The sequence below is a fragment of the Pontibacter anaerobius genome, assembly GCF_026241195.1.
Lineage (GTDB): Bacteria > Bacteroidota > Bacteroidia > Cytophagales > Hymenobacteraceae > Pontibacter > Pontibacter anaerobius.
This window is the reverse complement of sequence record NZ_JAPFQO010000006.1, coordinates 183,914-209,038: the sequence shown is the minus strand read 5'-3', so window position 1 is coordinate 209,038 and position 25,125 is coordinate 183,914. Positions and strand designations below refer to the sequence as shown.

General features: G+C 49.9%; 28 protein-coding genes. 18 read left to right on the top strand and 10 right to left on the bottom strand.

The annotated features are described in order from the left end of the window. Positions 1 to 38 precede the first annotated feature (38 nt). From OO017_RS09965 to OO017_RS09930, 8 genes are all read left to right on the top strand, one after another. Positions 39 to 416 carry an STAS domain-containing protein gene (locus tag OO017_RS09965; protein ID WP_140619406.1) on the top strand — a complete coding sequence of 126 codons (378 nt, stop codon included), beginning with the start codon at positions 39 to 41 and terminating at the stop codon, positions 414 to 416. A gap of 14 nt (positions 417 to 430) precedes the next feature. Further along, on the top strand, positions 431 to 1,348 hold the full coding sequence (locus tag OO017_RS09960) for a ribonuclease Z (RefSeq protein WP_266052330.1): 918 nt from the start codon (positions 431 to 433) through the stop codon (positions 1,346 to 1,348). Positions 1,349 to 1,472: 124 nt separating this feature from the next. Further along, positions 1,473 to 1,937: a heme-binding domain-containing protein gene (locus OO017_RS09955; protein WP_266052329.1), complete on the top strand. Its 465-nt coding sequence runs from the start codon at positions 1,473 to 1,475 to the stop codon at positions 1,935 to 1,937. A 135-nt stretch (positions 1,938 to 2,072) separates the two neighbouring features. Continuing rightward, entirely contained in the window at positions 2,073 to 2,876 is an 804-nt protein-coding gene (locus OO017_RS09950; protein WP_266052328.1) for a queuosine precursor transporter, read from the top strand. Between the two features lie 257 nt (positions 2,877 to 3,133). Next, the gene (locus tag OO017_RS09945; RefSeq protein WP_266052327.1) at positions 3,134 to 4,045 is read left to right on the top strand and encodes an EamA family transporter; all 912 of its coding nucleotides are present in this window, start codon (positions 3,134 to 3,136) and stop codon (positions 4,043 to 4,045) included. 310 nt (positions 4,046 to 4,355) lie between these two features. Next, a complete protein-coding gene (locus OO017_RS09940; protein WP_266052326.1) occupies positions 4,356 to 4,907 on the top strand; it encodes a copper resistance protein NlpE N-terminal domain-containing protein in 552 nt (183 codons plus the stop codon). Positions 4,908 to 4,996: 89 nt separating this feature from the next. Then, positions 4,997 to 5,971 carry a tryptophan--tRNA ligase gene (gene trpS / locus OO017_RS09935; RefSeq protein WP_266052325.1) on the top strand — a complete coding sequence of 325 codons (975 nt, stop codon included), beginning with the start codon at positions 4,997 to 4,999 and terminating at the stop codon, positions 5,969 to 5,971. A gap of 363 nt (positions 5,972 to 6,334) precedes the next feature. Then, positions 6,335 to 7,498, top strand: coding sequence for an acyltransferase family protein (locus tag OO017_RS09930; RefSeq protein ID WP_266052324.1), 1,164 nt, complete (start codon positions 6,335 to 6,337; stop codon positions 7,496 to 7,498). A 75-nt stretch (positions 7,499 to 7,573) separates the two neighbouring features. Here OO017_RS09930 and OO017_RS09925 read toward each other — a convergent pair whose 3' ends face one another. Together OO017_RS09925 and OO017_RS09920 are read right to left on the bottom strand one after the other, a co-directional pair. Further along, positions 7,574 to 8,161, bottom strand: coding sequence for a hypothetical protein (locus OO017_RS09925; RefSeq protein ID WP_266052323.1), 588 nt, complete (start codon positions 8,159 to 8,161; stop codon positions 7,574 to 7,576). 216 nt (positions 8,162 to 8,377) lie between these two features. Beyond that, the gene (locus OO017_RS09920; protein WP_266052322.1) at positions 8,378 to 8,755 is read right to left on the bottom strand and encodes a methylglyoxal synthase; all 378 of its coding nucleotides are present in this window, start codon (positions 8,753 to 8,755) and stop codon (positions 8,378 to 8,380) included. Positions 8,756 to 9,252: 497 nt separating this feature from the next. On the opposite strand from OO017_RS09920, the gene OO017_RS09915 reads away from it, so the two are divergent. Then, positions 9,253 to 9,471 carry a cold-shock protein gene (locus tag OO017_RS09915; RefSeq protein ID WP_266052321.1) on the top strand — a complete coding sequence of 73 codons (219 nt, stop codon included), beginning with the start codon at positions 9,253 to 9,255 and terminating at the stop codon, positions 9,469 to 9,471. Positions 9,472 to 9,546: 75 nt separating this feature from the next. On the opposite strand, the gene OO017_RS09910 is transcribed toward OO017_RS09915, so the two are convergent. From OO017_RS09910 to OO017_RS09895, 5 genes are all read right to left on the bottom strand, one after another. Further along, the gene (locus OO017_RS09910; RefSeq protein WP_266052320.1) at positions 9,547 to 10,260 is read right to left on the bottom strand and encodes an SGNH/GDSL hydrolase family protein; all 714 of its coding nucleotides are present in this window, start codon (positions 10,258 to 10,260) and stop codon (positions 9,547 to 9,549) included. A gap of 78 nt (positions 10,261 to 10,338) precedes the next feature. After that, positions 10,339 to 10,731: a hypothetical protein gene (locus tag OO017_RS09905; protein WP_266052319.1), complete on the bottom strand. Its 393-nt coding sequence runs from the start codon at positions 10,729 to 10,731 to the stop codon at positions 10,339 to 10,341. 82 nt (positions 10,732 to 10,813) lie between these two features. Beyond that, entirely contained in the window at positions 10,814 to 10,990 is a 177-nt protein-coding gene (locus tag OO017_RS20025) for a DMP19 family protein (RefSeq protein ID WP_369426427.1), read from the bottom strand. Further along, positions 10,930 to 11,379, bottom strand: coding sequence for a DMP19 family protein (locus OO017_RS09900; RefSeq protein WP_266052318.1), 450 nt, complete (start codon positions 11,377 to 11,379; stop codon positions 10,930 to 10,932). Before OO017_RS09900 ends, OO017_RS20025 begins: the two co-directional genes overlap by 61 nt. Positions 11,380 to 11,604: 225 nt before the next feature. Further along, entirely contained in the window at positions 11,605 to 12,003 is a 399-nt protein-coding gene (locus OO017_RS09895) for a hypothetical protein (protein WP_266052317.1), read from the bottom strand. A gap of 147 nt (positions 12,004 to 12,150) precedes the next feature. On the opposite strand from OO017_RS09895, the gene hppD reads away from it, so the two are divergent. The 5 genes from hppD (at position 12,151) to OO017_RS09870 (ending at position 18,806) form a co-directional block, all read left to right on the top strand. Next, positions 12,151 to 13,275: a 4-hydroxyphenylpyruvate dioxygenase gene (hppD, locus tag OO017_RS09890; protein WP_266052316.1), complete on the top strand. Its 1,125-nt coding sequence runs from the start codon at positions 12,151 to 12,153 to the stop codon at positions 13,273 to 13,275. A 197-nt stretch (positions 13,276 to 13,472) separates the two neighbouring features. Next, complete coding sequence (locus OO017_RS09885; RefSeq protein ID WP_266052315.1) at positions 13,473 to 15,206, top strand: phospho-sugar mutase; 1,734 nt, start codon at positions 13,473 to 13,475, stop codon at positions 15,204 to 15,206. Positions 15,207 to 15,525: 319 nt separating this feature from the next. Then, positions 15,526 to 16,113: a nitroreductase family protein gene (locus OO017_RS09880; RefSeq protein ID WP_266052314.1), complete on the top strand. Its 588-nt coding sequence runs from the start codon at positions 15,526 to 15,528 to the stop codon at positions 16,111 to 16,113. Between the two features lie 150 nt (positions 16,114 to 16,263). After that, complete coding sequence (locus tag OO017_RS09875; RefSeq protein ID WP_266052313.1) at positions 16,264 to 17,463, top strand: phosphoglycerate kinase; 1,200 nt, start codon at positions 16,264 to 16,266, stop codon at positions 17,461 to 17,463. A gap of 53 nt (positions 17,464 to 17,516) precedes the next feature. Further along, the gene (locus OO017_RS09870; protein WP_266052312.1) at positions 17,517 to 18,806 is read left to right on the top strand and encodes an acetyl-CoA hydrolase/transferase family protein; all 1,290 of its coding nucleotides are present in this window, start codon (positions 17,517 to 17,519) and stop codon (positions 18,804 to 18,806) included. A gap of 83 nt (positions 18,807 to 18,889) precedes the next feature. Here OO017_RS09870 and OO017_RS09865 read toward each other — a convergent pair whose 3' ends face one another. Then, positions 18,890 to 19,510 (bottom strand): YdcF family protein, encoded by a 621-nt coding sequence (locus tag OO017_RS09865; RefSeq protein ID WP_266052311.1) that lies wholly within the window; start codon positions 19,508 to 19,510, stop codon positions 18,890 to 18,892. A gap of 71 nt (positions 19,511 to 19,581) precedes the next feature. On the opposite strand from OO017_RS09865, the gene OO017_RS09860 reads away from it, so the two are divergent. The 3 genes from OO017_RS09860 to OO017_RS09850 all read left to right on the top strand — a co-directional run bounded on the left by OO017_RS09860 (position 19,582) and on the right by OO017_RS09850 (position 20,609). Next, a complete protein-coding gene (locus tag OO017_RS09860; RefSeq protein WP_266052310.1) occupies positions 19,582 to 19,809 on the top strand; it encodes a VF530 family protein in 228 nt (75 codons plus the stop codon). Between the two features lie 73 nt (positions 19,810 to 19,882). Then, entirely contained in the window at positions 19,883 to 20,125 is a 243-nt protein-coding gene (locus tag OO017_RS09855) for a hypothetical protein (RefSeq protein ID WP_266052309.1), read from the top strand. Positions 20,126 to 20,147: 22 nt separating this feature from the next. Further along, positions 20,148 to 20,609, top strand: a complete 462-nt coding sequence (locus OO017_RS09850; protein ID WP_266052308.1) for a hypothetical protein — start codon at positions 20,148 to 20,150, stop codon at positions 20,607 to 20,609. An 18-nt stretch (positions 20,610 to 20,627) separates the two neighbouring features. Here OO017_RS09850 and OO017_RS09845 read toward each other — a convergent pair whose 3' ends face one another. Then, positions 20,628 to 21,362, bottom strand: a complete 735-nt coding sequence (locus OO017_RS09845) for a head GIN domain-containing protein (RefSeq protein WP_266052307.1) — start codon at positions 21,360 to 21,362, stop codon at positions 20,628 to 20,630. A 225-nt stretch (positions 21,363 to 21,587) separates the two neighbouring features. Between OO017_RS09845 and OO017_RS09840 the strand changes: the two genes are divergently transcribed. Beyond that, a complete protein-coding gene (locus OO017_RS09840) occupies positions 21,588 to 23,075 on the top strand; it encodes a DUF6056 family protein (RefSeq protein ID WP_266052306.1) in 1,488 nt (495 codons plus the stop codon). On the opposite strand, the gene OO017_RS09835 is transcribed toward OO017_RS09840, so the two are convergent. Continuing rightward, positions 23,072 to 25,105 carry a RecQ family ATP-dependent DNA helicase gene (locus OO017_RS09835; protein ID WP_369426426.1) on the bottom strand — a complete coding sequence of 678 codons (2,034 nt, stop codon included), beginning with the start codon at positions 25,103 to 25,105 and terminating at the stop codon, positions 23,072 to 23,074. The genes OO017_RS09840 and OO017_RS09835 overlap by 4 nt on opposite strands. Positions 25,106 to 25,125: the final 20 nt, after the last annotated feature.

Here is a 25,125-nt window from a genome sequence, read left to right as displayed (position 1 = left end):
TTTGGTACATTCGCATTTAAATCCTTTACTGGTTGACCATGAAGTACACGATAGATAAGAAAGAAAACTACACAATTATCACGATAGATGAAAAGAAGTTAGACACTTCGATTGCACCGGACCTGAAGTCTGAATTCGTGAAATTGAATGCCGAAGGGATCAACAACCTGATTCTTGACCTGAACGAAGTAAAATATACAGACTCTTCCGGGCTTAGCTCTATCCTGATCGCTAACCGCCTTTGCAACTCATCCAGTGGCCTTCTGATCCTGACCGGATTGCAGGACCATGTGATGAAGCTGATCTCGATCTCTAAGCTGGAGTCGGTGCTGAACATTCTGCCAACTGTGGAAGAGGCGATCGACCGTGTTTTTCTGCACGAGATTGAGCAGGACCTGACCAACAAAGAAGACTAATATAAAACGCCGTTGTGGATTTCGAACTCAGGATTCTTGGAAGTTCGTCGGCCACACCCTCGGCAAACAGGCATAATACCGCCCAGGTTCTCACACTTGGCAATCAGCACCACCTGATTGATTGCGGGGAAGGTACGCAGATGCAGCTGATGCTTTACAAGATAAAGCATCAGCGCATCTGCAATATCTACATCAGCCACCTGCACGGCGACCATTACTTCGGTCTGGCAGGCCTCATCTCTACCATGCACCTGCAGGGCCGCCAAGCGCCACTGCACCTCTTCGGCCCTCCCGGCCTCTCCGAAATCCTCAGCCTGCAGTTTAAATACTCCGGCACCAACCTCAACTTTAAGCTTGTGTTCCACGAGCTGGATACAACTTGCTACAAAAAGGTTTTTGAGGATAAAAGTATAACCGTGCACACCATACCCATGGAACACCGGGTGCCTTGCTGTGGTTTTATCTTCCGCGAGAAACTGAAGGCACGTCCGCTTATCAAGGAGAAACTGCCGGAATTTCTGCGCCCACCGCAGCTCGTGCGCCTGAAATGGGGCGAGGACATCAAAGACGAAACTGGAAACATACTGGTGCACAACAGAGAGGTAACGCTGGAGCCCAAGCGCAGCCGCAGCTACGCCTACTGCTCCGACAGCCGCTACAAGCCATCGCTGCTCCCCTACCTGCACCACGTAGACCTGCTGTACCACGAGGCCACTTTTACCGACGAACTTCGTGAGCGGGCGACTTATACTTTTCACAGCACTGCACGCCAGGCCGCATCGCTTGCCGCCGCCGCCGAGGTGCGCCACCTGCTTATCGGCCACTTCTCGGTACGCTACAAAGACCTTACGCCGCTGCTACAGGAGGCGCAGGAGGTTTTCACGGCCACCGACCTGGCAACGGAAGGCAGTATCTTCAGCGTGAAGGAGTAAAATTCTGCAAACCATACTTCTCCTCTCCCGCTCATACTTTTATATCGTTTTTTCTTATATTTATTTCCTCAGCTTCATTCCTCCGGCTGAGGGTAAAAATCAACAAACACGATACGTATAAGCTATGGCTAAAAAGAAGCTATTCACCGCCACCGGCCTAATGGTTGGTGTTGTGGTGCTGTTGGTGCTCATGCAGTTCATCCGCATTGATAAGACCAACCCACCGGTCAATCCCTCAGAAGAATTTGCCGCCCTCGCCAATCCACCTCAGGATGTGGCGCTAATACTGCAAGAGTCCTGCTACGACTGCCACTCCAACACCACCACCTACCCTTGGTATGCTGACGTGGCGCCGGCATCCTGGTTTCTTAAAAGCCATATTGACGAAGGCCGCAGCCACCTAAACTTCTCGGTATGGGGCACTTACACCGAGAAGAAAGCAAACCATAAACTGGAGGAAAGCATCGAGATGGTTGAGGAAGGAGAAATGCCGATGACCTCGTACACGCTGCTGCGCCCGGAAGGCAAGCTTACCAAAGAGGAAAAAGAGAAGCTGCTGAACTGGTTCAGATCCATCAAGAAAGGCTAATGCGCAAGTATAAAGCGAGCGCAAAGTATAACTTTGATGCCTGGGGGCTGTAGCTATACTTTGTGCTTTTATACTTTAAGCTATATTACTCCATCAATTTATTAGCTACAGCACCTTTACCACTCTTAAAATAGTATGACCGAGACAACTTCCGCCGAGCATAAATCTGAGAAAAAACGCACCAACCTTTTCCTGGTGCTCAGCGGCATTTTTATATCCAATGCCCTGTTGGCAGAGCTGATTGGCGTGAAGATTTTCTCTGCGGAGGCACTGTTCGGTTTGCCCGGTGCGCAGTTACCCATCGGCGGCGAGAAACTGGATTTCAACCTGACGGCCGGCGTCATCATCTGGCCCATTGTCTTCATCACCACGGACATCATAAACGAGTATTTCGGCAAGGCCGGTGTGAAGAAGGTAAGTATACTTACAGTTATACTTATACTTTATGCTTTCCTGGTTATCTCGGCGGTAACCGGTTTACCGCCAGCCCAGTTCTGGCTCGATGTAAACAGCACTGACGCCAGCGGCAACCCCTTCGATATAAACTACGCATACAACAGCGTGTACCGCCAGGGCCTGGGCATTATACTTGGCTCCGTGGCGGCCTTCCTGCTCTCGCAGTTTCTCGACGCAACGGTGTTCCACTGGCTGCGCCGCTTTACCGGCAGCAAAAAGATCTGGCTCCGGGCCACCGGCTCCACGCTTGTCTCGCAGCTTATTGACTCATTGGTGGTGCTGTTCATCGCGTTCTTCGTGTTCGGTAACTGGAGTATGAAACTGGTGCTGTCGGTGGCGCTCATTAACTACATCTACAAGTTCAGCGTTGCCATACTGCTCACGCCCCTCCTCTACCTGGCCCATTACCTGATTGATGGTTACCTGGGCGAGCGGCAGGCTGAAGCGCAGATTGAGGAAGCGTTTGTGGAAAGTGAGAACTGATTAGCTAAAAATATTTTTCTGATTGTCAGGTCATTAAAGTTTGAACAATATTTTTGTTTGGATTTATACTTGCCAGCCCCTTACCTTTGTAGTCTTGCAAAATAGAAAATGCCTGCACATTTAGCACATACACAGATTTTTATCACAGGCTACGAGCTGCACGACCTGTAACAGCTTCCCAATCTCTTTTTGGGGCTGTGTCGGCCCCTCCAATGCTATTTTTTTGGTTGATTGATTTTTAGACTGGAGGGACAATTATGTTCAGAGGAGTCGCCTTGGTGTTTATGGGCGCGTGCAGTTTTGGGGTACTTTCTACGTTTGTTAAGCTAGCCTACAAGGAAGGTTTTAACCTGGGTGAGGTAACGGGCACTCAGGTTTTTTTTGGGTTGATTATTCTTTGGACCATCGTGTTGTTGCGTACGCTGCTCGGCAGCAAAAGCAATAACACGTCGTTCAGGGAAGCCCTAAAGCTAGTAGCCATGGGCACCAGCACCGGCCTTGTCAGCATCTTCTATTACAAATGCGTTCAAGCTGTTCCAGCATCCATTGCCATCCTGTTGCTGATGCAGTTCACCTGGATGAGTTTGCTGCTGGAATCTGTGATAAAGCGAAAACTGCCCAGCCGCTTTCAGCTAAGTATGGTGGTACTTATACTTTTGGGCACAGCTCTGGCAGGCCGCCTTTTCTCCGAGAGCATCCCCGACTTTGATCTGGCAGGTATAACGTATGGTTTACTGGCCGCTTTGTGCTACACGTTCTTTCTGATGATAAACGGATCGGCCGGCAATGCGCTGCACCCGACCACCAAGAGTGCACTAATACTTACAGGAGCCGCCATACTTGTTTTAAGCGTATTTCCTCCGGTATTCCTGGTAAGCGGGGCGCTGTTTAACGGCCTGCTGAAGTGGGGGCTGGTTCTGGCGCTGTTCGGCACGGTAATCCCGCCGCTTTTCTACGCCTACGGTATCCCTAAAACGGGCCTTGGCCTGAGTGCCATACTTAGCGCCGCAGAGCTACCGGTGGCTGTGCTTATGTCGAGCCTGGTGCTGCATGAGGAAGTATGGCCTGTGCAATGGCTGGGCGTGGCGCTGATTTTATTGGCGATCATACTTTCTAATGTTAGTTCTGTAAAGCAAAAGAAGCGGGAGCACGAGTTGGCTGCCGCCTGAGATATTGTTGATGGTTAATTGCAGGATGGTCAGGTTTTGCCTTGTGCAGATACCTGACCATTTCTGTTTTTGCCCCTTGCCCCTGCACAATAGGTGCAATTTTGCTTATCTAAACAGGCTGCTTCTACCTTATCCGCTCCGTCACCTTGGTGCTTGTAAAAACTGTTACTACGCTCTTAACATTAGCTGCAGAGCACAATAATCCGTATTCTGCAGCAGTTAAGACATAAACGGCTTAACGGAACAAAAGCCATTTGCTGAACTGCTTTACTTTTTGCAAATGCAGTGAGAACCACAAGTTACTTGCCACATGAAAACAATAATCACGTTTTTCGTCCTATTTACACTTACACTTGGCCTGCAGCAGGCACAGGCCCAATCCGGTAAAAGCTATAAGGAATGGTTGGAGGAAAGCCGCAAAGTCAGCAATAAGGCCACATCAAAAAAAGCCACGGCAAAAGGTAAAGCAACAGCTGCCAAAGCAGAAGATAAGGCCCCTGCTCCCGTAATGGCTCCTCCGAGCGGTACTTTCAGGGGCATTATGGCTTGTGCCGACTGCAAGGGCATCCGCACTGAGCTTATACTTACAGGCGGTCCAAAGGACCTGAACCGTACGTTTACCATGAAGCAGATGTACGTGGGCAAGCCAGACGACAAAAGCGTGGTTTCAGGCAGTGGCAAATGGATTCTGGCGAAGGGCAACAAGCAAGACCCTGACGCGGTGATTCTGCAGCTAATCCCGATGGAGGGTGATCTGAACCTGATGTATTTCCAGCAGGTGAGCGAAACGGAAGTGAAGCTGCTCAACAACCGGCAGGAGGAGATCAGCGACTCGAAGAACTACTCGCTCCGTAAACTTTAAGCTACAGGTATGGAATTGTGCTAAATGGGCTAGGCATGTTTGCAGCATTTTCGCGTAATTTGCACATCAAACAAAGAAGACTCTAACCTATGGCACGTTATCTTACAGGCATCCAGAGCACGGGCCGCCCGCACCTGGGCAACCTGCTGGGCGCTATCATTCCTGCTATCAAGTTCTCCGAAACATCCGACCAGGAGGCAATGTATTTTATTGCCGATATGCACTCGCTGACCACCATCCGCGATGCAGAGACCTTGCGACACAACACCTACTCAGTGGCTGCGGCCTGGCTTGCCTTTGGTTTCGATACGGATAAGCATATATTCTACCGCCAGTCGGATGTGCCGATGGTGACGGAGCTAAGCTGGTACCTGAGCTGCTTTACACCGTTCCCGATGCTGGCTAACGCCCACTCGTTTAAAGATAAATCCTCGCGCCGCGGCCTGGCCGATGTGAATGCCGGTTTGTTTACCTACCCGGTGCTGATGGCAGCTGACATCCTGATGTATGACGCCAACTTTGTGCCGGTGGGCAAAGACCAGATACAGCACCTGGAGATCACCCGCGACATTGCCAGCTCATTCAACCACATTTATGGCGATACGTTTGTGCTGCCAGAGGCATCTACCGATGAGACCGTGATGACCGTACCAGGCGTTAACGGCGAGAAGATGAGCAAGTCGTACGGTAACATCATCGATATTTTTGAGGCCGACAAACCGCTTCGCAAAACTATTATGGGCATCGTAACGGACAGCACCGCACTGGAAGAGCCTAAGAACCCGGACGAAGATACCACTTTTAAGCTCTATAGCCTGCTGGCCTCGCCAGAGGACGTGGAGACCATGCGCCAGAACTACCTGGCCGGCGGCTACGGCTACGGACACGCCAAACAGGCGCTTTACGAACTTATTATAAAAAAATATGCCAAGGAGCGAGAGGTATTTAACTACTACATGAACAACCTACCGGAACTGGACAAGAAACTGCTGGAAGGAGCCGCAAAGGCCAAGGCTATTGCTACACCAGTGCTGGAGCGTGTGCGTGAGAAGCTAGGGTATTAGACTGCCCCTATCCCCTCCGGGAGAGCAGGGTCGTTAAGTTCTACAGAAAGCTAGTAAATGGACTTCTGTCATGCTGTAAAGAAACCTGGCTGCAGGTACCTTAAGCTATTGCCACTGGCCCAAAAGATCCTTTTAGGGTGACAGGAAAGATAGAAAAGCCTATCTATACTTGAAGGGAGTACCTTTTGAAGTATGTTCTGAAAGGACAATTGTTTAAAGATGAAGCGGCAGCTGCGTAATATCGGCTGCCGCTTTTTTCATGTTTTCACGCCGATTCAGCATCAGGCTGTTTAACATATCGTGTATTCTCTATATCTTAAGGCGATAATCTATACTTTATCTAAAAAACCTGATCTCTCAAGTATGGCGAACATAGTAGCAGAATCAATTCCCCTGACCCTGAAAAGAACAGAGCGTTACCTCTCGCTGGATGTGCTGCGGGGCCTAACCGTGGCACTGATGGTGATCGTAAACACGCCCGGCAGTTGGAGCACCATCTATGCCCCGCTCCGCCACGCACCCTGGCACGGCTTTACCGTCACCGATCTGGTGTTCCCGGCCTTTTTGTTTGCCGTGGGCAATGCCATGAGCTTTAGCATGCGCAAATTCGATGTACAGCCTGAGAGCGTTTTCCTGACGAAAGTATTAAAGCGCACGGCTATTATCTTCTTTATCGGCTTGTTACTACGGGCTTTCCCGTTTATGGCGCATGCTGAGGGCGGAGGCCTGGAGCTGTTCGATTTTTCGACTATACGCGTAATGGGAGTGCTGCAGCGAATTGCCCTTGCCTACCTCATTGGTTCTTTGGTGGTGCACTACTTCAAAATAAAAGGCGCTGTTATTTTCAGTGCGGTGGTGCTATTAGGCTATTGGGCTGTTTTGTACTTTTTCGGCAACCAGCCGGACCCTTACTCGCTGGAAGGGAACGCTGCCCTAAAGTTCGACCTGCTTTTCTTCTCCCCTGAGGTGCTTTACAAAGGCTACGGTATCCCTTTTGACCCGGAGGGATTGCTGAGTACGCTGCCGGCAGCTGTGAATGTGGTGGCCGGTTACCTTGTGGGTATGTTCATCCAGAAAAACGGCAACAACCTGAGCACTGTTTTTAAACTCAACCTGGCCGGAGCCGCCGTTATAGTGGTGGCGCTGTTGTGGGACGTGGCCTTCCCGATCAATAAAGCTCTCTGGACAAGTTCTTATACGTTATACACCGTGGGCCTTGTCATTCTGGTACTTGGTGCGCTCATGCTTGTTATTGAAGTATTTAACTCAAAAAAATGGACTTATTTTTTTGAGGTGTTCGGCAAGAACCCACTATTTATCTATGCCATGTCTATCCTCGTCATCAAAACACTTAGTTTTATAAAAGTGGATGAGGAAACCAGACTAAGCAGCTGGATCTACCAAAACTGGTTCCTGAGCTGGGGGGAGGGGGAGTTTGCCTCCTTGATGTTTGCGCTGGCATACATGCTGCTGCACTGGCAGATGGGCTACCTAATGGACCGCAACCGCATCTACGTTAAAGTATAAATACGAGTATAAAAGAGAAGCGCCTGCCGGATTCGAAATCGGCAGGCGCTTCTCTTTTATATTTGTATAATAGGATCAGGAGCCGTAATAACGATTATACCTTTCATACTCGTTTGTATCTAACATATCGTCATCGTTGTCGTCCCAAAGGCCGAAGATGCCATCCGAGTACTCCCGTTCATTAATCATTTTGTCTTTGTCTGCGTCCCAGTCGGTGTAATAGCTGGTGTTACCCATACCAGTCCTAAACTCATTTTCATCCAGGCTGTTGTCTGCGTTTGTGTCCCAATCCTTCCAGTTTTGGTTCTCTATACCAAAATCATTTGTGGCGGTGGTCCACTCATTCTCATCCAGCAGGTCATCGTCGTTTAGGTCCCAGGTGTCGTATACCCCGCCGTAGAATTCATTCTCGTCGAGCAGGTCATCATCATTCTCGTCCCACTCCCCATAACGGTTGTTAGAGGCAAAGGTCGTATTAAACCTTTCAGTGTCCCAGTTATCCATCACACCGGCATCGTCTTCCATTTCTTCGGTAGCTACCACTTCTTCTTCGGTGGCCGTGGTAGTTTCGCCTTCCCCACCACAGGCAACAAGGCCAGCCAGCAAGGCAAAACACGCCCCGTTTCTAATATACTTTAATAAGCTTATCTGTTTTGTTTTCATAGTTGTATCTGTTTTGGTCAAATAGTGAGTATACTATCTCCTACGGACTAATCTGCTCCTGGGGTTAGTATAAACAGTAAAGCACCTGGTTATATAAGTTTAAGCGGGATACAAGCAATGTAAAGCCCATCAAAACAGTACAACGTTCGGGTAGCCGTGTTAACGAAAAAAAGCTCTCACCACGAGAGCTTTTTCATTTCAGGAATCAAGTATAAATTAACCCTCCTGCGTCTCCAGGATAACGAGGTCGGCCGTGGCGCGGTTAAGGGCTATCGGAATGTTGTTGATCACAGCAGTACGGATTAGGGTCTGGATATCGTGCTCGTGGCCATGCGGGGTTTCAGCATCAATAAAGAAAATGACCTTTTGAACCTCGTGCTGCAGCATCTTGGCTGCTAAAAGTATATCCCCGCCGCTAGGGCCGTGTCCGAAGGGCTTCACGTTCAGCTCCAGCATGTCGTTTAGCAGCTTGGAGGTGTTGCTGGTGCCGATCAGCTCGTGCTTCACAAGCTCCTCACGGTGTGTCTTTGCCCAGTTCAGCAGGTCAGTTTTTTTCTGATTATGTGCTATTAGCGCAATTGTAGTGGTTTTCATAAGCATTATTTTGTTTTGGGCCTCCGCTTCGGATGCCTTTCCTAAAGATACTGTTTTTTTGGTTATGGGATACCGGTGTTTACAATCTGTAAGGCCCCTCAATGTCAGAACACTGCATCTGTTTATGCCCAAACTCCCCATAAACCTGCCTGAGAGCCTGACTTTCTCCCGGAATTTTACTATCTTTGTATTATTGTTACATCCTGATTTCACGTCTGATCTTCGTTTGTAGCCGCTTTTTGGTACATCCTTTCCCGCGGCACCATCAGAAACCATCTTTCAGGGTTCATATTTCAGCAGCTCCTTTAGCATTAAAGTCTTAGCGAAGGAAATACTTTTGGTACTTCAGCGCCTGCCAGGCGTATACCTAATGCAGGCAAGTGCTTTTTGGGTACAGCTGCTATTAACTTAAAACGCCTCAGCAGCCCCATACTTTGTTTTTGGTATGGAGCCAGGCCCAGGGCCGGAGGCGCATTTCTCACATAAAAATATATGCTATGGCCAGATCTCAAAACACTTTCATGAAAAAGCAGCGCGAAAAGAAAAAGCAGAAGAAAAAAGAGGAAAAAGTGCAGCGCAAACTGGAAAGACAGGAAAACTCAAGTGGCGGCAGCTTAGATGCTATGATCGCGTATGTGGATGAGTTCGGTAACATAACCGATACGCCTCCGGAGGAAAAAGAGGAGACATCTACCGATGAAAAAGACAACGCATAACATACAGCAAAGGCAGGTTAGAATCAGATTCTGACCTGCCTTTTTTGATGGCTTTATACTTCCAAAGCTGCCTCTTTACTTACTCCTGCCCTTAGGCTGCTTCTGTTTCATTGCTTTGGCTATGGCGGCTTCTGCCAGCGGGGCCATCACTTCGTACCCGGCCTTGTTGGGGTGCACGCCATCATAAGTATATTCCGACTTCAGCCCCTGCTGCGCATCTGCCATTGCCGAGAAATAATCCAGGTATACCAGGCCGTTCTCATCAGCGTAGCGCTTGATCATTTTATTTAGAGCGATGACTTTGGGGGCTGGCTCCATACCTGGCCTCCAGCTGAAATCCAGCGCCGGTAGCACCGAAGACAGCACAACCTTAATCCCGTTAGCTTTCGCCAGCTGTGCCATAGATATCAGGTTATCCTCTATCATTTCTACCGTAGAGGGGCCGGTGTTCCCTGCAATGTCGTTGATGCCTGCCAGTATCACTACCACTTCAGGCTTCAAGTCTATCACATCCTGCCGGAACCGCACCAGCATCTGCGGCGTGGTCTGGCCGCCTATGCCCCGGTTAATGTAGGGCTTGCCTTCGAAAAACTCAGGGTTATGGTTGCTCCAGCCCTCTGTAATGGAGTTACCCATAAACACGACCCTTTTCTCGCCCGGTGCCGGGGTTTCTAGCTTTGCGTTGGCTTCTTTATATTTGTTCAGCTGCGGCCAGTCCTGGGCAAGGGCGAATTCTGTGGAAAGCATGGTGAAGAGTAGAAGGGTGAAGGTAAGTTTGATGTTTCTCATGAGTTTTTTATATAACGATTAGTATTGGCTGTGGACAAGGTATAGCCGAAAATGAAGCTTGCCCAATATTTCTAGTTGTTATTTTACCAGATTCCAATAGACACAGAGTGTTAGGATCAGTATCGCGAGGATGAAGAATGAATACTTTCTTTGTCGATGCTTTATTAAATACCCGTCTTTCTTCATGTCCCAGTCGAAAAGCATTTCAACAAGTACATCATCCAGGCTGAAAATAAAATCTTCCCAGTGGTATCCTTCATTTGCCTTTCTTTTGTTAGCAAACTCCCTCTTCTTCTGCTTGTAACGTTTCAGAACTGCCACCTTCTTGGTATTGTACTCAGGTGAAATGTTCCTGGCTAAAAGTTCGGCCCTTGCTTGCTCAACAGCCACTGGATTCCAATCATCTGGGAAATTGACTATTTGAATAAGCTCGTCTGTCTCTCGTTCTGCTATTGGAGGTTCAAAATTCATGATTGTAGGTTAACGTATTTGTGCAGCCGAAGCCTGCAGCATAGCAAGGGTTAAGGCTGCACCGTATTGTGGTATCGTTATTTTAGTTGAATTCTTGCTTATGCTTCTTTACATATTCAATTAACAATTGAGATATATCTTCATCGTAAGCGAAAAACTCTTCTTCACATTTTCCCCAAACAGCTTCAGCCTTCTCTTCTATTTGCCCCAGCAACTCTTCTCTTTCTGTTTTGTCTTTAGGTACAGTCTGCTGGGGCATTGAGCAATAGCCCTTCTTATTATATCAGCTGTTTTTTTAGCACCTATCACTTCTAGCGCAGCTAACGATTCATGAGCATAATCACCGCTTGAATTCCAGAAAAACTGATTAAATCCGCCATTGTTTACTTCCCTTTCGACGTTTTCTACAAACAGCAACACTTTTTGAGGCTCTGTTAATTTACTCAAGTCATCACCGTATTCTGATAGCTCGTATACCCGTGTATCAAGCTCTATGACAGCTAAGTGTGCATCATCCATTTTTAAGATTTGATCTATTGTCATCTTGGGCTGCTGTTGGTTTTTTGTAGCTTTTAATTCATCACCACAGGATGTAAAAGCTATTGAAAGTGTTGTTACAAAGGTGAGTGTGTAGAATTTTAATTTCATAGAGTTAATGCACCACAACTACTGTATAAACGGAAATCAATTCAGCTTATCTGTATTATATCTAAAGCCTAATTTATACTTTAAAGCCTAAATTATATATTTCTCCAACACAATATACCTAAAAATCAACCACAAAAAAACCGCGCCCACCCAAGCGTAAAGCTTTGGTAAGCGCGGCAAGTATAAACCAGCAACCAGATGGCTGCCAACGTATAAAATATCTAACTATTCAGCGGTCCAGAGCACGCGTTCCTGGTCTGCGAGCACCAGCAGCACGCGGGGTGGGTTGGCCACCAGCACCAGGCGCATCTCCACGCCCGGGAAAGAATCAGACTCTACCCAAACGCCTTCGTTGTCGTCGCCTTCTTCCAGCTCTTTGCCGTCCAGCGAGCTGGCCAGGTAAGCGGTTGGCAGCAGAATGTCGGCATCAGACTTTATCTTGCCGTGTACATCCTCCAGCACATCTTCCAGCTCATCGCCGTACTCTTCGTTAAAATCGTCTTCCAGGTCGTGCAGCTCTTCCTCTATGTCATCATAGCGCGCATCGTTGTAGTCAAGCGCTCGTAACTCTTGCTTCTTCTCCAGGATGGCCACAATGGACTCGTTCAGGGCTTTTGCGTTCATGTCGTCTCGTATTTTTTACAAAGTTGGAAACATGCCTCAGCAATTGCAAGAAATAGGTTTGATAATTTGCCTGAGGCTCCCAAGCTTTTGATAGTTAAGTAAAAGCTGTATTTTTACGTAATACATTAGTAACTAATCAAACAAACTATGAATACGAAAACCGCAACCGCAGAGACTGTAGCTAAAGATATTCTTCCACTTAACGGCACAGACCACATTGAGTTTTACGTGGGCAACGCCAAGCAGGCCGCTCATTTTTACCAGACTGCTTTCGGCTTTAAGCTTGTGGCCTATGCAGGCCCCGAAACTGGTGTACGCGACCGTGCCTCCTACGTGCTGCAGCAGGAGAAAATCCGCCTGGTGCTCACCACCTCCTTCGACCCTAACTCTGAGATCTCGAAGCACGTGCACCTGCACGGCGACGGCGTAAGAGTTCTGGCCCTGTGGGTAGATGATGCCGAGGAAGCTTTCAGAGGAACAGTGGAGCGTGGCGCAAGACCAGCCCAAGGCCCAACAACCCTCACCGATGAGCATGGCGAAGTAAAAACAGCCTCTATCCATACCTATGGCGAGACCATCCATACTTTTGTGGAGCGCAAAAACTACAACGGCGTGTTTATGCCGGGTTACGTGCCGAAGCAAAGCATACTGGATATTGAGCCGGTTGGCCTGAAGTACGTGGACCACTGCGTAGGCAACGTGGAGCTGGGCCGCATGAACGAGTGGGTAGAGTTTTATGAGAAAGTGATGGGCTTTAACCTGCTCCTTACTTTCGATGACAAAGACATCAGCACCGAGTACACCGCCCTTATGTCTAAAGTAGTGTCCAACGGAAACGGTTATATCAAATTCCCGATAAACGAGCCAGCCGCCGGTAAGAAAAAATCGCAAATAGACGAGTACCTGGAGTTTTACAAAGGCGCCGGGGTGCAGCACATTGCCGTGGCCACCAACGACATTCTGCATACCGTAAGCGAGCTGCGCCGCCGTGGCGTGGAGTTCCTGTACGTGCCGGAAACCTATTACGACGACCTGTTTGAGCGTATCGGCAAGATTGACGAGGACATGGAAGACCTGAAGAAGCTGAACATACTTGTGGACCGCGACGACGAGGGCTACCTGCTGCAGATCTTCACTAAGCCGGTGGAAGACAGACCAACCGTATTCTATGAGATCATCCAGCGCAAAGGAGCAAAATCTTTCGGTAAGGGCAACTTCAAGGCATTGTTCGAAGCTATTGAGCGCGAGCAGGAGCTGCGCGGCAACCTTTAGGCTAAAAATAAAGTATAGCCGCGTGTAAATGTGGCTAAAATACCTTTATTTTGATATAACTATATTTCACACCAGTTCTTGGGCTGTGCTTCGGGTACGGCAAGAGCTGGTGTGATTTTTTGTCTTAACGCCTGCCAACAGTCAGCGTTATACTTTAATTAAGAGATTAAGCTACTAAACATCAGCATAAACAGACTATGATTGACACATCCATAAAACAGAAAATTGACCAGTGGCTGGCCGGCAACTACGATGAGGCTACCAAAAGCGAGATAAGTGGCATGCTGGAGCGCAATGAGCACGAGGCGCTGTCTGACGCGTTTTACCGCGACCTGGAGTTTGGCACCGGCGGTCTGCGCGGTATAATGGGAGCTGGCAGCAACCGCATGAACCGTTATACTCTAGGCATGGCCACACAGGGTCTGTGCAATTACCTGAAGCAGAACTTCCCGGATGAACAGGTGAAGGTGGCCATCGCCCACGACTGCCGCAACAACTCCGACGTGTTTGCCCGCATCGCCGCCGAGATCTTCTCTGCCAACGGCATAAAAGTATACTTGTTCAAGGCGCTTCGCCCTACCCCGGAGCTGTCGTTTGCCATACGTCACTTGGGTTGCCAGAGCGGTGTGGTGGTAACTGCCTCGCACAACCCGAAAGAGTATAACGGCTACAAAGTATATTGGAATGATGGCGCGCAGGTAACTGCCCCGCACGACAAGAACATCATCGGCGAAGTAAACAAGATCACAAGTATAGATGAGGTGAAGTTCCAGCCAAACCCGGAGCTGATCGAGATGATTGGCGAAGAGTTGGACGAGGCTTACATGCAGGAGGTGCTGAAGCTGTCTATTTCGCAGGAGGCCATCAAGCGCCAGCACGACCTCAAGATCGTGTTCTCCTCTATCCACGGCACAGGCATTACACTGGTGCCGGAGGTGCTCAAGCGTTTCGGTTTTACCAACGTGCATGTGGTGCAGGAGCAGGCGGAGCCAAACGGCAACTTCCCGACCGTAGTGTACCCGAACCCGGAGGAGAAAGAGGCCATGACGCTGGCACTGAACAAAGCCAAAGAAATTGACGCTGACCTGGTGCTGGCCACCGATCCGGATTCCGACCGGGTAGGCATTGCGGTGAAGAACCAGAAAGGCGAGTTTGTGCTGCTGAACGGTAACCAGACCGGTGCCCTACTGATCAATTACCTGCTGCAGGCCTGGCAGAAAGCCGGCAAACTCACAGGCAAAGAGTTCGTGGTAAAAACCATCGTAACCACCGACCTGATTAAGGAGATTGCCGACAGCTACAACGTGACCATGTACGAGACCCTGACCGGCTTCAAGTATATCGCGGAGGTGATCCGGGAGAAAGAGGGCAAGGAAGTATACATTGGCGGCGGCGAGGAAAGCTACGGCTACATGATCGGCGACTTTGTGCGTGACAAAGATGCCATCTCGGCCTGCGCCCTGATAGCGGAAATTGCTGCCGTGGCCAAAGATAATGGCCAAAGCCTGTTTGAGATGATGGTAAGCATGTACGAGAAGTATAACTTCTACAAAGAGGAGCTGCTCTCCATCACCAAAAAAGGACAACGCGGCGCCGAGGAAATTCAGCAGATGATGGCCGACATGCGCAGCAACCCGCCAAAGCAGATCGCTGGTTCTGACGTGGTGGAAGTGCGCGACTACAAGATGAGTACCCGCAAACTTATCATGACCGGCGAGGAGCATAAACTGACGCTTGAAAGCTCGAACGTGCTGCAATACGTAACCGAAGACGGCAGCAAAATATCTGCGCGTCCGTCCGGCACCGAGCCAAAGATAAAGTTCTACATCAGCGTGAACGAGCCGCTAGCCTCTGCCGCTGATTACGACGCCACTGAGCAGAAGCTGAACCAGAAAATTGAGCAGATGCTGAAGGACCTGAAGCTGAAGTAAGCATTCAAAGTTTACTCTAAATAGAATGGTTAAATTGCTGAAGTATAAATCAGCGGTTTAGCCATTTTTTAGTTGGTGCCAGGGTGTATCTGACAGAAGATTTATACTTGCTTATTGCTGCCCTTTCCGCTGGTACGAATTTGTAACTCGCGCCCATTTTAAGCAGAAGTATACTTGCCGAATGGGTACACCTGTAAAGGCTTCAGGTACACTATGATTCAGAAATCGATTCCCATGTCACTTAACAATTTCATACTCCCGCCGCTTTATTAATTGATGCCTATATTTACTCCTAGGCAACCCAAAAATAACTTAACACATGAACGACCAATTTCAAAGTATAAAGCAGGTAATCGAAACGCGCCGCACCACCAAGCCCCCTAAAATGAGCGGCCAGCGCATTCCTGATGAGCAAGTAAATCAGCTGCTGCAGCTGGCTGACTGGGCTCCTACCCACGGCCATACCGAACCCTGGCGCTTCATCGTTTATGCGGATGCTGCCGTGGCTGGTTTCTGCCAGAGCCACGCTGAACTGTACAGGCGAAATATGCCCAACGATAAGTTTATGCCCGACAAGTATGAAAAGCTGCTGCACATGGGCGACAAAGCCTCGCATGTAGTGGTAGCCTACATGCGGCGCGGCGACCTGCCTAAGATTCCGGAACTGGAGGAAATTGCCGCCACCTCCTGCGCCATCCAGAACCTGCTGCTTGGGGCCGCTGCGTTGGGTATTGCCAGCTATTGGGGCTCGGGCGGCATGGCCTATCACCCAAGTATGAAAAAGTTCCTGCAGCTGCGGGAGCAGGATGTGGTGCTGGGCATTTTATACCTGGGCTATGCTGACCAGGCTGTCGGCGAGGGCAAGCGCACCGTTCCGCTGGAAGAGAAGGTAACCTGGGTAAAGTAATGCTGCTTCAATCCCCTAATCATTTCTGCCTTGTTTCTTTTGATGCCTCACCTTACCAAACTATAGGCAAATCGCTATATTTGTAGAGCAACTATTTTCTGTGAAACACGAAAAATGAGTTAACCATAACAGAAATCATAACCATACTTCATGAGAACGATAGACCAGTATAATTTTGCCGGCAAAAAGGCCCTGGTGCGTGTAGACTTTAACGTGCCCTTAGATAGCGAATACAACATTACCGACGACACCCGCATTCGTGCGGCAGTGCCTACCATCAATAAGATCCTGAACGATGGCGGAGCCGTTATCCTGATGTCGCACCTGGGCCGACCTAAGAACGGGCCGGAGGAGAAATTCTCGCTGCGCCACCTGGTGCCGCGCCTGGAGCAGGAGTTTAAGACGCGCGTACTTTTTGCCCCTGACTGTGTTGGCCCTGAGGCGGCGCAGCTGGCACAGGAGTTGCAGCCCGGCGAGATTCTGCTGCTCGAGAACCTGCGTTTCCATAAAGCCGAGGAAAAAGGCGATCCTGACTTTGCCAAAGAGCTGGCATCCTTGGGCGATGTGTACGTGAATGATGCTTTCGGAACGGCCCACCGCGAGCACGCCTCCACAGCCGTTATTGCGCGTTACTTCCCGACCGACAAGATGATGGGCTACGTGATGCAGGCTGAGCTGGAGAACGCCCGCCGCGTGCTGGGTAATGCCGAGCGCCCTTATACCGCTATCATGGGCGGAGCCAAAATATCAGACAAGATCCTGATCATAGAGAAGCTGCTGGACCGCGTGGATAACCTGCTGATAGGTGGCGGCATGTCGTTTACTTTTGTGAAGGCCGACGGTGGCCAGATCGGATCTTCGCTGGTGGAGGAAGACAAACTGGACCTGGCAAATCGCCTCATCAAAATGGCCAAAGACAAAGGCGTCAACATCATGATTCCGGTGGACTCTGTTATTGCCGATGCCTTTAGCAACGATGCCAACATCGACACAAAACTGAGCCACCACATACCGCAGAACTGGATGGGCCTGGATATCGGTCCGGACGCTCGTGAGCAGTACGCAGCTGTTATAGCCAACTCCAAAACCATACTTTGGAACGGCCCGATGGGGGTATTCGAGATGTCGAACTTCTCGGTGGGTACCGAGGCCGTGGCCGATGCCGTGGTAGCCGCTACAGCCAATGGCGCTTACTCGCTGATAGGCGGCGGTGACTCTGCCGCAGCCGTTAACAAGTTTGGCTACGCCGATCGCGTTTCGTATGTATCAACCGGAGGCGGTGCCCTGCTGGAGTATATGGAAGGCAAAACCCTGCCGGGAGTGGCCGCTCTCGAACGCAACGATTACTGATGTTATACCCTCTGCCCTTCCCTAAACCAGAAGGGCAGTATTTTTTTATAACTATGTTCAATAACAGAGTTACCTATAAATCAGCCGAGGAAGCCCTCTCGGTCATTAAGTCCGGAGACCGTGTATTTATACAGGGCAGCGCGGCCACTCCAGAATACCTGATAAGGAAATTAGCGGAGCGTGCGGATGAACTGCGGGACGTGGAACTGGTTGGTATCTCCACCTATGGCGATTTACCGCTTACCCACGAACGATACAAAGATTCCTTTTTCATTAACTCGCTCTTTGTCTCGGCAAACGTCAGGGATGCCGTAAATGGGGGCCGTGGCGACTATGTGCCTATCTTCCTGAGCGAGATTCCGAACCTTTTCCGATCTGGCCACATGCCACTGGACGTAGCCATTGTACACGTATCCCCGCCGGACCGCCACGGCTATTGCTCTCTGGGTGTTTCAGTAGATATAACCAGGCAGGCGGTTCTGAGTGCCAAGCACGTTATAGCACAGGTAAACCCACAGATGCCACGCACACACGGCGATGGTTTGATACATGTTAGGCGGTTTGATGTGCTGGTAGAGGTAGACGAGGCCCTGCCGGAGGTAGACTATAGCCTGCGCATTACTGATAAGGAAAAAGCCATTGCCAGATATATCGCTGAGATGGTGGAAGACGGGGCAACGCTGCAAATGGGTATAGGTGCCATACCGGACGCGGTGCTCGGCAGCCTTACTAACCATAAAGAATTGGGTATCCATACAGAGATGATGTCGAACGGGGTGATGCAACTGGTGGAGCAAGGCGTGATAACGAATGAGCACAAATACAGGCACCCGGGCCGCATTGCAACAGGCTTTATTGTGGGCAACCGCAAACTCTACGACTTTGTGGATGACAACCCGCTCATCCTGATGCAGCGCACCGACTATGTGAACGATGTCACCATCATCCGCTCAAACCAGAAAGTAACGGCCATTAACAGCGCCATCGAGATTGACCTGACGGGCCAGGTGGTATCCGATACCATCGGTAAATACCAGTTCTCCGGCATTGGCGGGCAAATGGACTTTATACGCGGTGCAGCCTTATCGAAAGGAGGTAAACCGATCATCGCGCTGCCTTCTGTTACCAACAAAGGCATCTCCAGAATAACGCCACTGATAAATGAAGGGGCCGCCGTTACCACCACTCGGGCTCACGTGCATTACGTGGTGACAGAGTATGGTGTGGCTTACCTGTACGGTAAAAACCTGCGGCAGCGAGCAAAGGCGCTCATCAGCATTGCGCACCCAGAGCACAGAGAGCGTTTGGAGCGGGAAGCCGTTGAGCGATACGGATACCTATAGGACCAAAGATTTACAAAGAAGCAACGTGAAATTCATACTTATAACTCCCCGATGTCACCTTACCTCGGGGAGTTTTTTCTTGCCTACAATTGATTTGTATCGCGGCGGTTAAGGTACGCCAGCACCTCCTCTACCGAGTTTAAATCACCTTTAGCGTTATACTTGCTGATGCGTTCCAACTCTCCGGCAATTAACCCGGCGCGGGTATTCTCAACTTTTCCCTGCGAGTGCGTCGCCTCGTGGCACCACGGCAAAGGCTTACCCGGCTGGCTGAACAGGTACAGGCTAGGATAGAAACGATGTGCGGCCGTAACAGCAGCCATAAACGCACGGGGCTGCTGAAAGGGTGCCGCTGCCACGGCTATACTTTTGTAGCTTTTCTCTTTCGCGTGTTTCACCATTGCCTCGGCTTCTAGCAGCGTGTGCAGGTAATCGGTGCCCGGGCCGGGAATTCCTTCCAGTTTATCTTCAGGTAGGCCCATATTTTTTAGCTCCTGGTGCCAGCGCTCAAAGCCGGGGTAGCCACTTAAGGGTTGGGTATCCAAAAACAGGACCTTCTGCACCCGCCCTTGCTCCAGCAGGCGTTGGGCCACCGCAAAACCGGATTCCTGGTTATCCTCTGTCTGTCCGAACAGGAACAACGCGTCTAATGGCCCTTCAGGCAGGGTGTCGGCCAGGGTTCTAATGATAAGTTCTTCTAACATAGCAACCGTATACGGCTATTGCCTCCTTAGGGTATCATCAAACTTTCCGTTGGATTACGTACTTTTGCAGTATGGCAGAAGAACAAAAAAATAACCCGCTGCACGGCGTAACGCTGCAGATGATGCTCGAGCACCTGGTGGATGTGTATGGATGGGAACACCTCAGCAGCAAGATCAACCTAAACTGCTTTAAAAACGACCCAAGTATAAAATCCAGCCTCACGTTTCTGCGCCGTACACCCTGGGCCCGCGAGAAAGTGGAGAGTTTATACTTGTACACCCGCCGTAAGTTTAAGTAATGCCTTTCGATTGCTAAAGTATAAGTGATACTTTATACTTTGCAGGAAGGGATATATGTTGTATATTCAATATATGAAGACAAACGATAAACTGCAGTCATTAAAGTACGGGCTACTGTACTTCCTGTCATTTTTTCTCTTTACAATTTTTCTGAAGCTGTGGGACACGTGGGAAAATTTACTGAATGGAGAGGCGATAGACTGGCAAAGCACCTTGAGTGAATTAGATTTAGGAGCAATAACTGCCATTGCCCTACCCATCGCTGTAGCGTTAGGCAGCAGAAAGGCTCACAAGACCAAAGCAGCCTTAAATTAATTTTCCCCTTTCCGCAAAAGCCATGAATGCCCCCACGCTTTCAGCGCCACTGTACATCAACCTGCTAAGCCAGTTTCATCATCCCCGCAAAATCAGGAGACTCTACCTGGCTTTTGCCATACTTGCACCTGTATCATACTTTGCGCTGCTGCTTTTTGAGTTTAGCTGGATTAGCTTCGTGATGGGTAGCATCTTTACTGTAAACGCTTATGTCATTTACTCCTCCAGTTCAGAGAAAGACCCACTGGGTGTGCTGGGGAAAAGCTACTTACGAATAAACGAGCAAGGTATAAAGTATAAAGTGAGGCGCCAACGGGCTTTAGAAGTGCTGTGGCAAGAGGTACAATCCATGCAGCTGCACTTGTTCTCGGTAGACTTCGAGCTAAAGAACGGCCAGCGAAAAAGTATAAACCTGGAGCAGCTCAGCGATGAGAGCCTGCAGTTGGTGAAAGAGCGGCTGCGGCAGGTACACGCGCAGCTGTAGCAACCGCAGCCATCCCAGTTATTTCTTAACCACCTTACCGGACCCCGAAATAGTTTTTGTTACTGATGGGTTGCCCTGGTAGTATACTATACCGCTACCCGATATCTCCGCCGCCAGTGCATCAGAGGCACTTACCTCCGCCACTCCGGAGCCGGAAATATTCACAGTTACGTTCTCGGCCTGCAAATCAAAGGCCTCTGCCCTTCCAGATCCTGAAATCATCACGCTATGCAGCGGCGCGTATCCGTGCAGCAGCACCTCGCCCGAACCCGTTACGCGCGTGATCACTTTTATTGCCTCAACCTCAACATCTACCTTCCCCGACCCGTTTACCTCCACCGCCAGCTCAGAAGCCCTAAAAGCAGACTGGCTGGAAATTAACCCAGAGCCGTTCAGGTACAGCGATTGCACCAGTGGCATGGTAATGTAAACCTCCACCGGTTTGCTTTGCCTGACGCACTCACGGTGCTCAATCTCCCAGGTGCCGTTGCTAATGCTGGTTTCAAGCTGGTCCAGGATGTTCGGCTCCCCCTTAACCTCCACTTGCTGTACCTCACCTTGAGTAAGGTATACTTTGAAATCGCCGTTTGCCTCCACCCTGCTGAACGGCTGCAGATTTAATGTGCGCGTCTCTATATTTCCCTCGCCTTTAATGCAGTTAGTATCTTCGCAGGAACTTAAGGCACTTACTAGCAGCAGTATAATAACAGCCCTCCCCACATACCGCACGCTTCTTTTTGCATTCAGATTCATAGTTTTATTTTAGTAGTGTAGATGTAGACAAGATGCTGCAGGAGCCCCAACGGTTGCACCGAACAGGAACAATCTCCCGAGAAAAGAAAGGCAAAATAAGCAAGCGGACCGTGGCTACGGGTAAAGGTGTGGCTACAGGAGGTGCAAGGAAAGCTCAGAAATTATCGGATGGCAAGTATAAAGTCATGAAATCACTTATCTTTGGGTTGCAGACAGGTAACTGATATGTCTATCCAACCTAGCCAAAACCACAGGGCTTTCTATTTTACACTGATTCTTCTGGGCATTTATTGCCTGTTGCCTTTTCTGTTGCTGTCATTTTATGCCTACCCGCAGGCAGACGATTACCCGTTTGCCCTACGCGACCGGCAAACGGATTTCTGGAATACGCAGGTCATACTTTACCAGCATTGGTCCGGGCGCTTTTTCGGCACAGCCATACTTCGGCTAAACCCGCTCATTACCCACTCCTTCAGCACCTACCCTTATTATGCGCTCGGAATGCTTCTGGCCCTGGCCGCTAGCCTGACCTTCCTGCTTAACAGGGTGCTCCGTCACCACGTAGCCATGCCAGTGATTCTAGGTTTATCATCCTTGCTGCTGGCTCTATACCTGGTGCAGTTGCCGAGCACAGCAGAGGGGCTGTTTTGGCTTACGGGTTTTTTAACCTACACCGTCCCAAACGTACTGTTCCTGCTGTTGCTTTTCTTCCTGTTCAGTGTTACTAAGGCACACAAGCAAAGTATAAAAATAGTGTTTACAGTGGTAGCGGCCATAACCGGGGCCCTTATAGCGGGTGCCAACGAAATGGCAATGTTGTACCTGATGGCTTCACTCCTGTTTATACTTGTGGTGAGCTGGATGGGCAAATCCGATAATAAAGTATACTTTTTAGCCGTATTCTTATTCTGCTTTACAGTGAGCCTGGCAGTGGTGCTGGCACCCGGTAATTATGCCAGAATGGCGTCTCATCCGCAGGCTGGGCAGCCTTTATGGTCTGTAGTGTACGCCAGCGCACTAACGGTAGCTTCTTTTTATCAATGGGGTGCTTTGCTGCTGCTGGCTTCTTTGGTTTATGTTTTATTGTTTGGGAGGGAAATCAAGGATGCTTTTAGCCTGTCTGGTATGTTTAGGGTACCGCTACCCTTGCTGTTGCTGTACGTGGTGGGCACGGTTTTCCTAATGAACTTCCTGTTTGTTTGGGCAACGGGTGAGCGCCCCACTCCACGGCTGCAGAATGTGATCTACTTCTTTCTACTGCTGGCTTGGTTCTACTCCTTACAGGTTTTTATCAATCAAAAGCCCCATTGGTTTAATTCCGCCAAATGGCCTCATTTCGTCAGTGCAGCTGTGAGCATTTTGCTTCTACTGGCATTCCTGAACTTATATAACAACATCAGCACCGCCTACCTGGACCTACTTTCGGGTAAAGCAAAAAGATATAACGCAGAGCTGAGGCAAAGGGACCAACAGATGGCCAACAGCCCGTGCCAGAATTGTGTGGTGCAGCCGTTAACTACTGTTCCTGCCTCCTTATATTTCCTGAACCTGCAGGAAGAAGTGGATGAAGACAACAAGTGGGTAAACCAGGACTATGCCCGGTATTGGGGGAAATCATCAGTAAAACTGTCTCAGCCCAACCCTCCTGTTCAGGACAATTACAGCACTTTAGTTGAGGTTGGCAAGCGTTGGCGAGAACAGCTTTTTCGTTAGCCTTTCACCTCCAGCTTACCGCTTTCCTGGTAACGCAGTCTCCCCACATCCAGCAGTTCCCGGATAATTTCTGTTACAGCTTCGGCATGTTTAGGTTCAAACTCCTGCACCAGCTCCTTTGGCAAATAGGGCCGTACCTGTATAAATTCCATCAGTTTCCTGCGCAAGAAAGTATAGTCCTCCTGTAGGCGCTGCCTTTTACGCTCTGCCAGGCAGAAATCGCAGATGCGGCAGCGGGTGTCGGAAATCTCGCCGAAGTACTCCAGCAGCAGTTGGGTGCGGCAACGGTTCTCCGTTTGCACATAGCGGCCCATTTCTTTTGCCTGCTGCAGTGCCCGCTCTTGCAGCGTGTTTAATTTTTTGGTGTTAAGTATAACGCGACTCGCATCCTCACGAGGGGCAGTAAAAACAAGCTGGGGCGAATCATGCTGCGGCTCATAGTTGATGACCTGCAGCTTGTGCAGGTACTCCAGTTTTCGCCTGAGTTCCTGCTCCGGCACTTTCAGCAGTTCGGCCATCTTCCGCTCCCGCACCTTCACAAAATTCACAAAAACCTCGCCGCCATACATCCGGAGAATAAGCTGTATGACTTTGTCGTGCTCCGGGTTCTTTAGCTGAAAACTGTAGAGCTCTGTATTTTCCAGCACCACCATCAGGCGCGAGGGCATATAATAGCCCTCGTTCAATTGCAGGTACCCCTCCGACTCCAGCAGCTTGATAGCATGGTGGGTTTCCAGCGGGTTAAGTTTATACTGCTTGGCAAAGTCTGCCAGATCAAAATCGAAACTGCTGAACTGCCCACTGCCCACAGCCAGCTGTAAATAGTTGGCCAGGCACTGATATACCCTCCGGATAAACTCCACCGGCGGATGCGCCTCCCCCACCTTCCGCTGCAGCTCCGCCACATCGTTCGGACCAACAAGTATAGTGGCATAGGCATACAGCTCATCACGCCCGGCGCGGCCGGCCTCCTGATAGTATGCCTCCAGGCTCTCGGGCAGATCCAGGTGCACCACCAGCCGCACATTCGGTTTATCAATGCCCATCCCGAAGGCGTTGGTTGCCACCATCACCCGCACTTTATCCTCCACCCACAACTGCTGTACCGCGCTGCGCTCCTCAAACTTAAGTCCGGCATGGTACGCGGCGGCCGAGATGCGACGGCTCTGCAGGAATTTAACCATCTCTACCGTTTGGCGGCGGCTTCGCACATACACAATGCTCTGGCCCTGCATGCGCTGCAGGATCTCCAGCAGGCGATTGGTTTTATCCTCGGTCGGCAGGCAGGAATAGGATAGATTAGCCCGGGCGAAGCTCTTCTGAAAAACATTCTCCTTCGGGAAGCGCAATTTCTCCTGTATATCCTGCTTTACCTGCTCGGTGGCGGTGGCCGTAAGGGCGATGACCGGCACTTCGGGCAGTACTTCGCGCAGCTCCGCCAGTTGCAGGTAGGGAGGCCTGAAATCATAGCCCCACTGCGAGATACAGTGTGCCTCATCCACAGCTATTAACCCCACTTTCATGCGCTTCACCCGCTCCTGAAACAGGTCTGTCAACAAACGCTCCGGGGACAGGTACAGAAACTTCACGCCACCATACACGCAGTTATCCAGGGCAATGTCGATCTCGCGCCGGCTCATACCCGAGTACACCGCCAGGGCAGGGATGCCCCGCTTCTTCAGATTCTCCACCTGGTCTTTCATCAGGGCGATGAGTGGCGTGATAACCAGGCAAACACCCTCCAGCGCCATGGCCGGAACCTGAAAACAGATAGACTTCCCCCCTCCTGTCGGCAGCAGGGCAAGCGTATCGTGGCCTGTCAGCACCGAAGCGACAATCTCTTCCTGCAACGGCCGGAAACTGCCGTAGCCCCAATAGGTTTTAAGTATGTGGTGGATGTCCTGCAAAGTATAGCTGGTTTCTGTAACGCGAAGATAAGGTATAGCAGACAGAAGCCAGCGGCAGTTGGTAGGTTTATACTTTGGGAAAGTATGATTTGCTGATCCTGCTGTTCGGGCATCCTTGTCCACGTCCTTATACTTAAAGCTAC

Bases quoted from the DNA above. Each gene is read 5' to 3' on its own strand.
- OO017_RS09940 (WP_266052326.1), top strand. From the start codon at position 4,356: ATGAAAACAATAATCACGTTTTTCGTCCTATTTACACTTACACTTGGC.
- OO017_RS09905 (WP_266052319.1), bottom strand. From the start codon at position 10,731: ATGAATTTTGAACCTCCAATAGCAGAACGAGAGACAGACGAGCTTATT.
- OO017_RS09945 (WP_266052327.1), top strand. From the start codon at position 3,134: ATGTTCAGAGGAGTCGCCTTGGTGTTTATGGGCGCGTGCAGTTTTGGG.
- OO017_RS09900 (WP_266052318.1), bottom strand. From the start codon at position 11,379: ATGAAATTAAAATTCTACACACTCACCTTTGTAACAACACTTTCAATA.
- OO017_RS09925 (WP_266052323.1), bottom strand. From the start codon at position 8,161: ATGAAAACAAAACAGATAAGCTTATTAAAGTATATTAGAAACGGGGCG.
- OO017_RS09865 (WP_266052311.1), bottom strand. From the start codon at position 19,510: ATGTTAGAAGAACTTATCATTAGAACCCTGGCCGACACCCTGCCTGAA.
- OO017_RS09870 (WP_266052312.1), top strand. From the start codon at position 17,517: ATGTTCAATAACAGAGTTACCTATAAATCAGCCGAGGAAGCCCTCTCG.
- OO017_RS09955 (WP_266052329.1), top strand. From the start codon at position 1,473: ATGGCTAAAAAGAAGCTATTCACCGCCACCGGCCTAATGGTTGGTGTT.
- OO017_RS09880 (WP_266052314.1), top strand. From the start codon at position 15,526: ATGAACGACCAATTTCAAAGTATAAAGCAGGTAATCGAAACGCGCCGC.
- OO017_RS09875 (WP_266052313.1), top strand. From the start codon at position 16,264: ATGAGAACGATAGACCAGTATAATTTTGCCGGCAAAAAGGCCCTGGTG.
- OO017_RS09915 (WP_266052321.1), top strand. From the start codon at position 9,253: ATGGCCAGATCTCAAAACACTTTCATGAAAAAGCAGCGCGAAAAGAAA.
- OO017_RS09930 (WP_266052324.1), top strand. From the start codon at position 6,335: ATGGCGAACATAGTAGCAGAATCAATTCCCCTGACCCTGAAAAGAACA.
- OO017_RS09840 (WP_266052306.1), top strand. From the start codon at position 21,588: ATGTCTATCCAACCTAGCCAAAACCACAGGGCTTTCTATTTTACACTG.
- OO017_RS09965 (WP_140619406.1), top strand. From the start codon at position 39: ATGAAGTACACGATAGATAAGAAAGAAAACTACACAATTATCACGATA.
- OO017_RS09950 (WP_266052328.1), top strand. From the start codon at position 2,073: ATGACCGAGACAACTTCCGCCGAGCATAAATCTGAGAAAAAACGCACC.
- OO017_RS09910 (WP_266052320.1), bottom strand. From the start codon at position 10,260: ATGAGAAACATCAAACTTACCTTCACCCTTCTACTCTTCACCATGCTT.
- OO017_RS09885 (WP_266052315.1), top strand. From the start codon at position 13,473: ATGATTGACACATCCATAAAACAGAAAATTGACCAGTGGCTGGCCGGC.
- OO017_RS09845 (WP_266052307.1), bottom strand. From the start codon at position 21,362: ATGAATCTGAATGCAAAAAGAAGCGTGCGGTATGTGGGGAGGGCTGTT.
- OO017_RS09920 (WP_266052322.1), bottom strand. From the start codon at position 8,755: ATGAAAACCACTACAATTGCGCTAATAGCACATAATCAGAAAAAAACT.
- OO017_RS20025 (WP_369426427.1), bottom strand. From the start codon at position 10,990: ATGCCCCAGCAGACTGTACCTAAAGACAAAACAGAAAGAGAAGAGTTG.
- OO017_RS09850 (WP_266052308.1), top strand. From the start codon at position 20,148: ATGAATGCCCCCACGCTTTCAGCGCCACTGTACATCAACCTGCTAAGC.
- OO017_RS09895 (WP_266052317.1), bottom strand. From the start codon at position 12,003: ATGAACGCAAAAGCCCTGAACGAGTCCATTGTGGCCATCCTGGAGAAG.
- trpS (WP_266052325.1), top strand. From the start codon at position 4,997: ATGGCACGTTATCTTACAGGCATCCAGAGCACGGGCCGCCCGCACCTG.
- OO017_RS09860 (WP_266052310.1), top strand. From the start codon at position 19,582: ATGGCAGAAGAACAAAAAAATAACCCGCTGCACGGCGTAACGCTGCAG.
- OO017_RS09855 (WP_266052309.1), top strand. From the start codon at position 19,883: ATGAAGACAAACGATAAACTGCAGTCATTAAAGTACGGGCTACTGTAC.
- hppD (WP_266052316.1), top strand. From the start codon at position 12,151: ATGAATACGAAAACCGCAACCGCAGAGACTGTAGCTAAAGATATTCTT.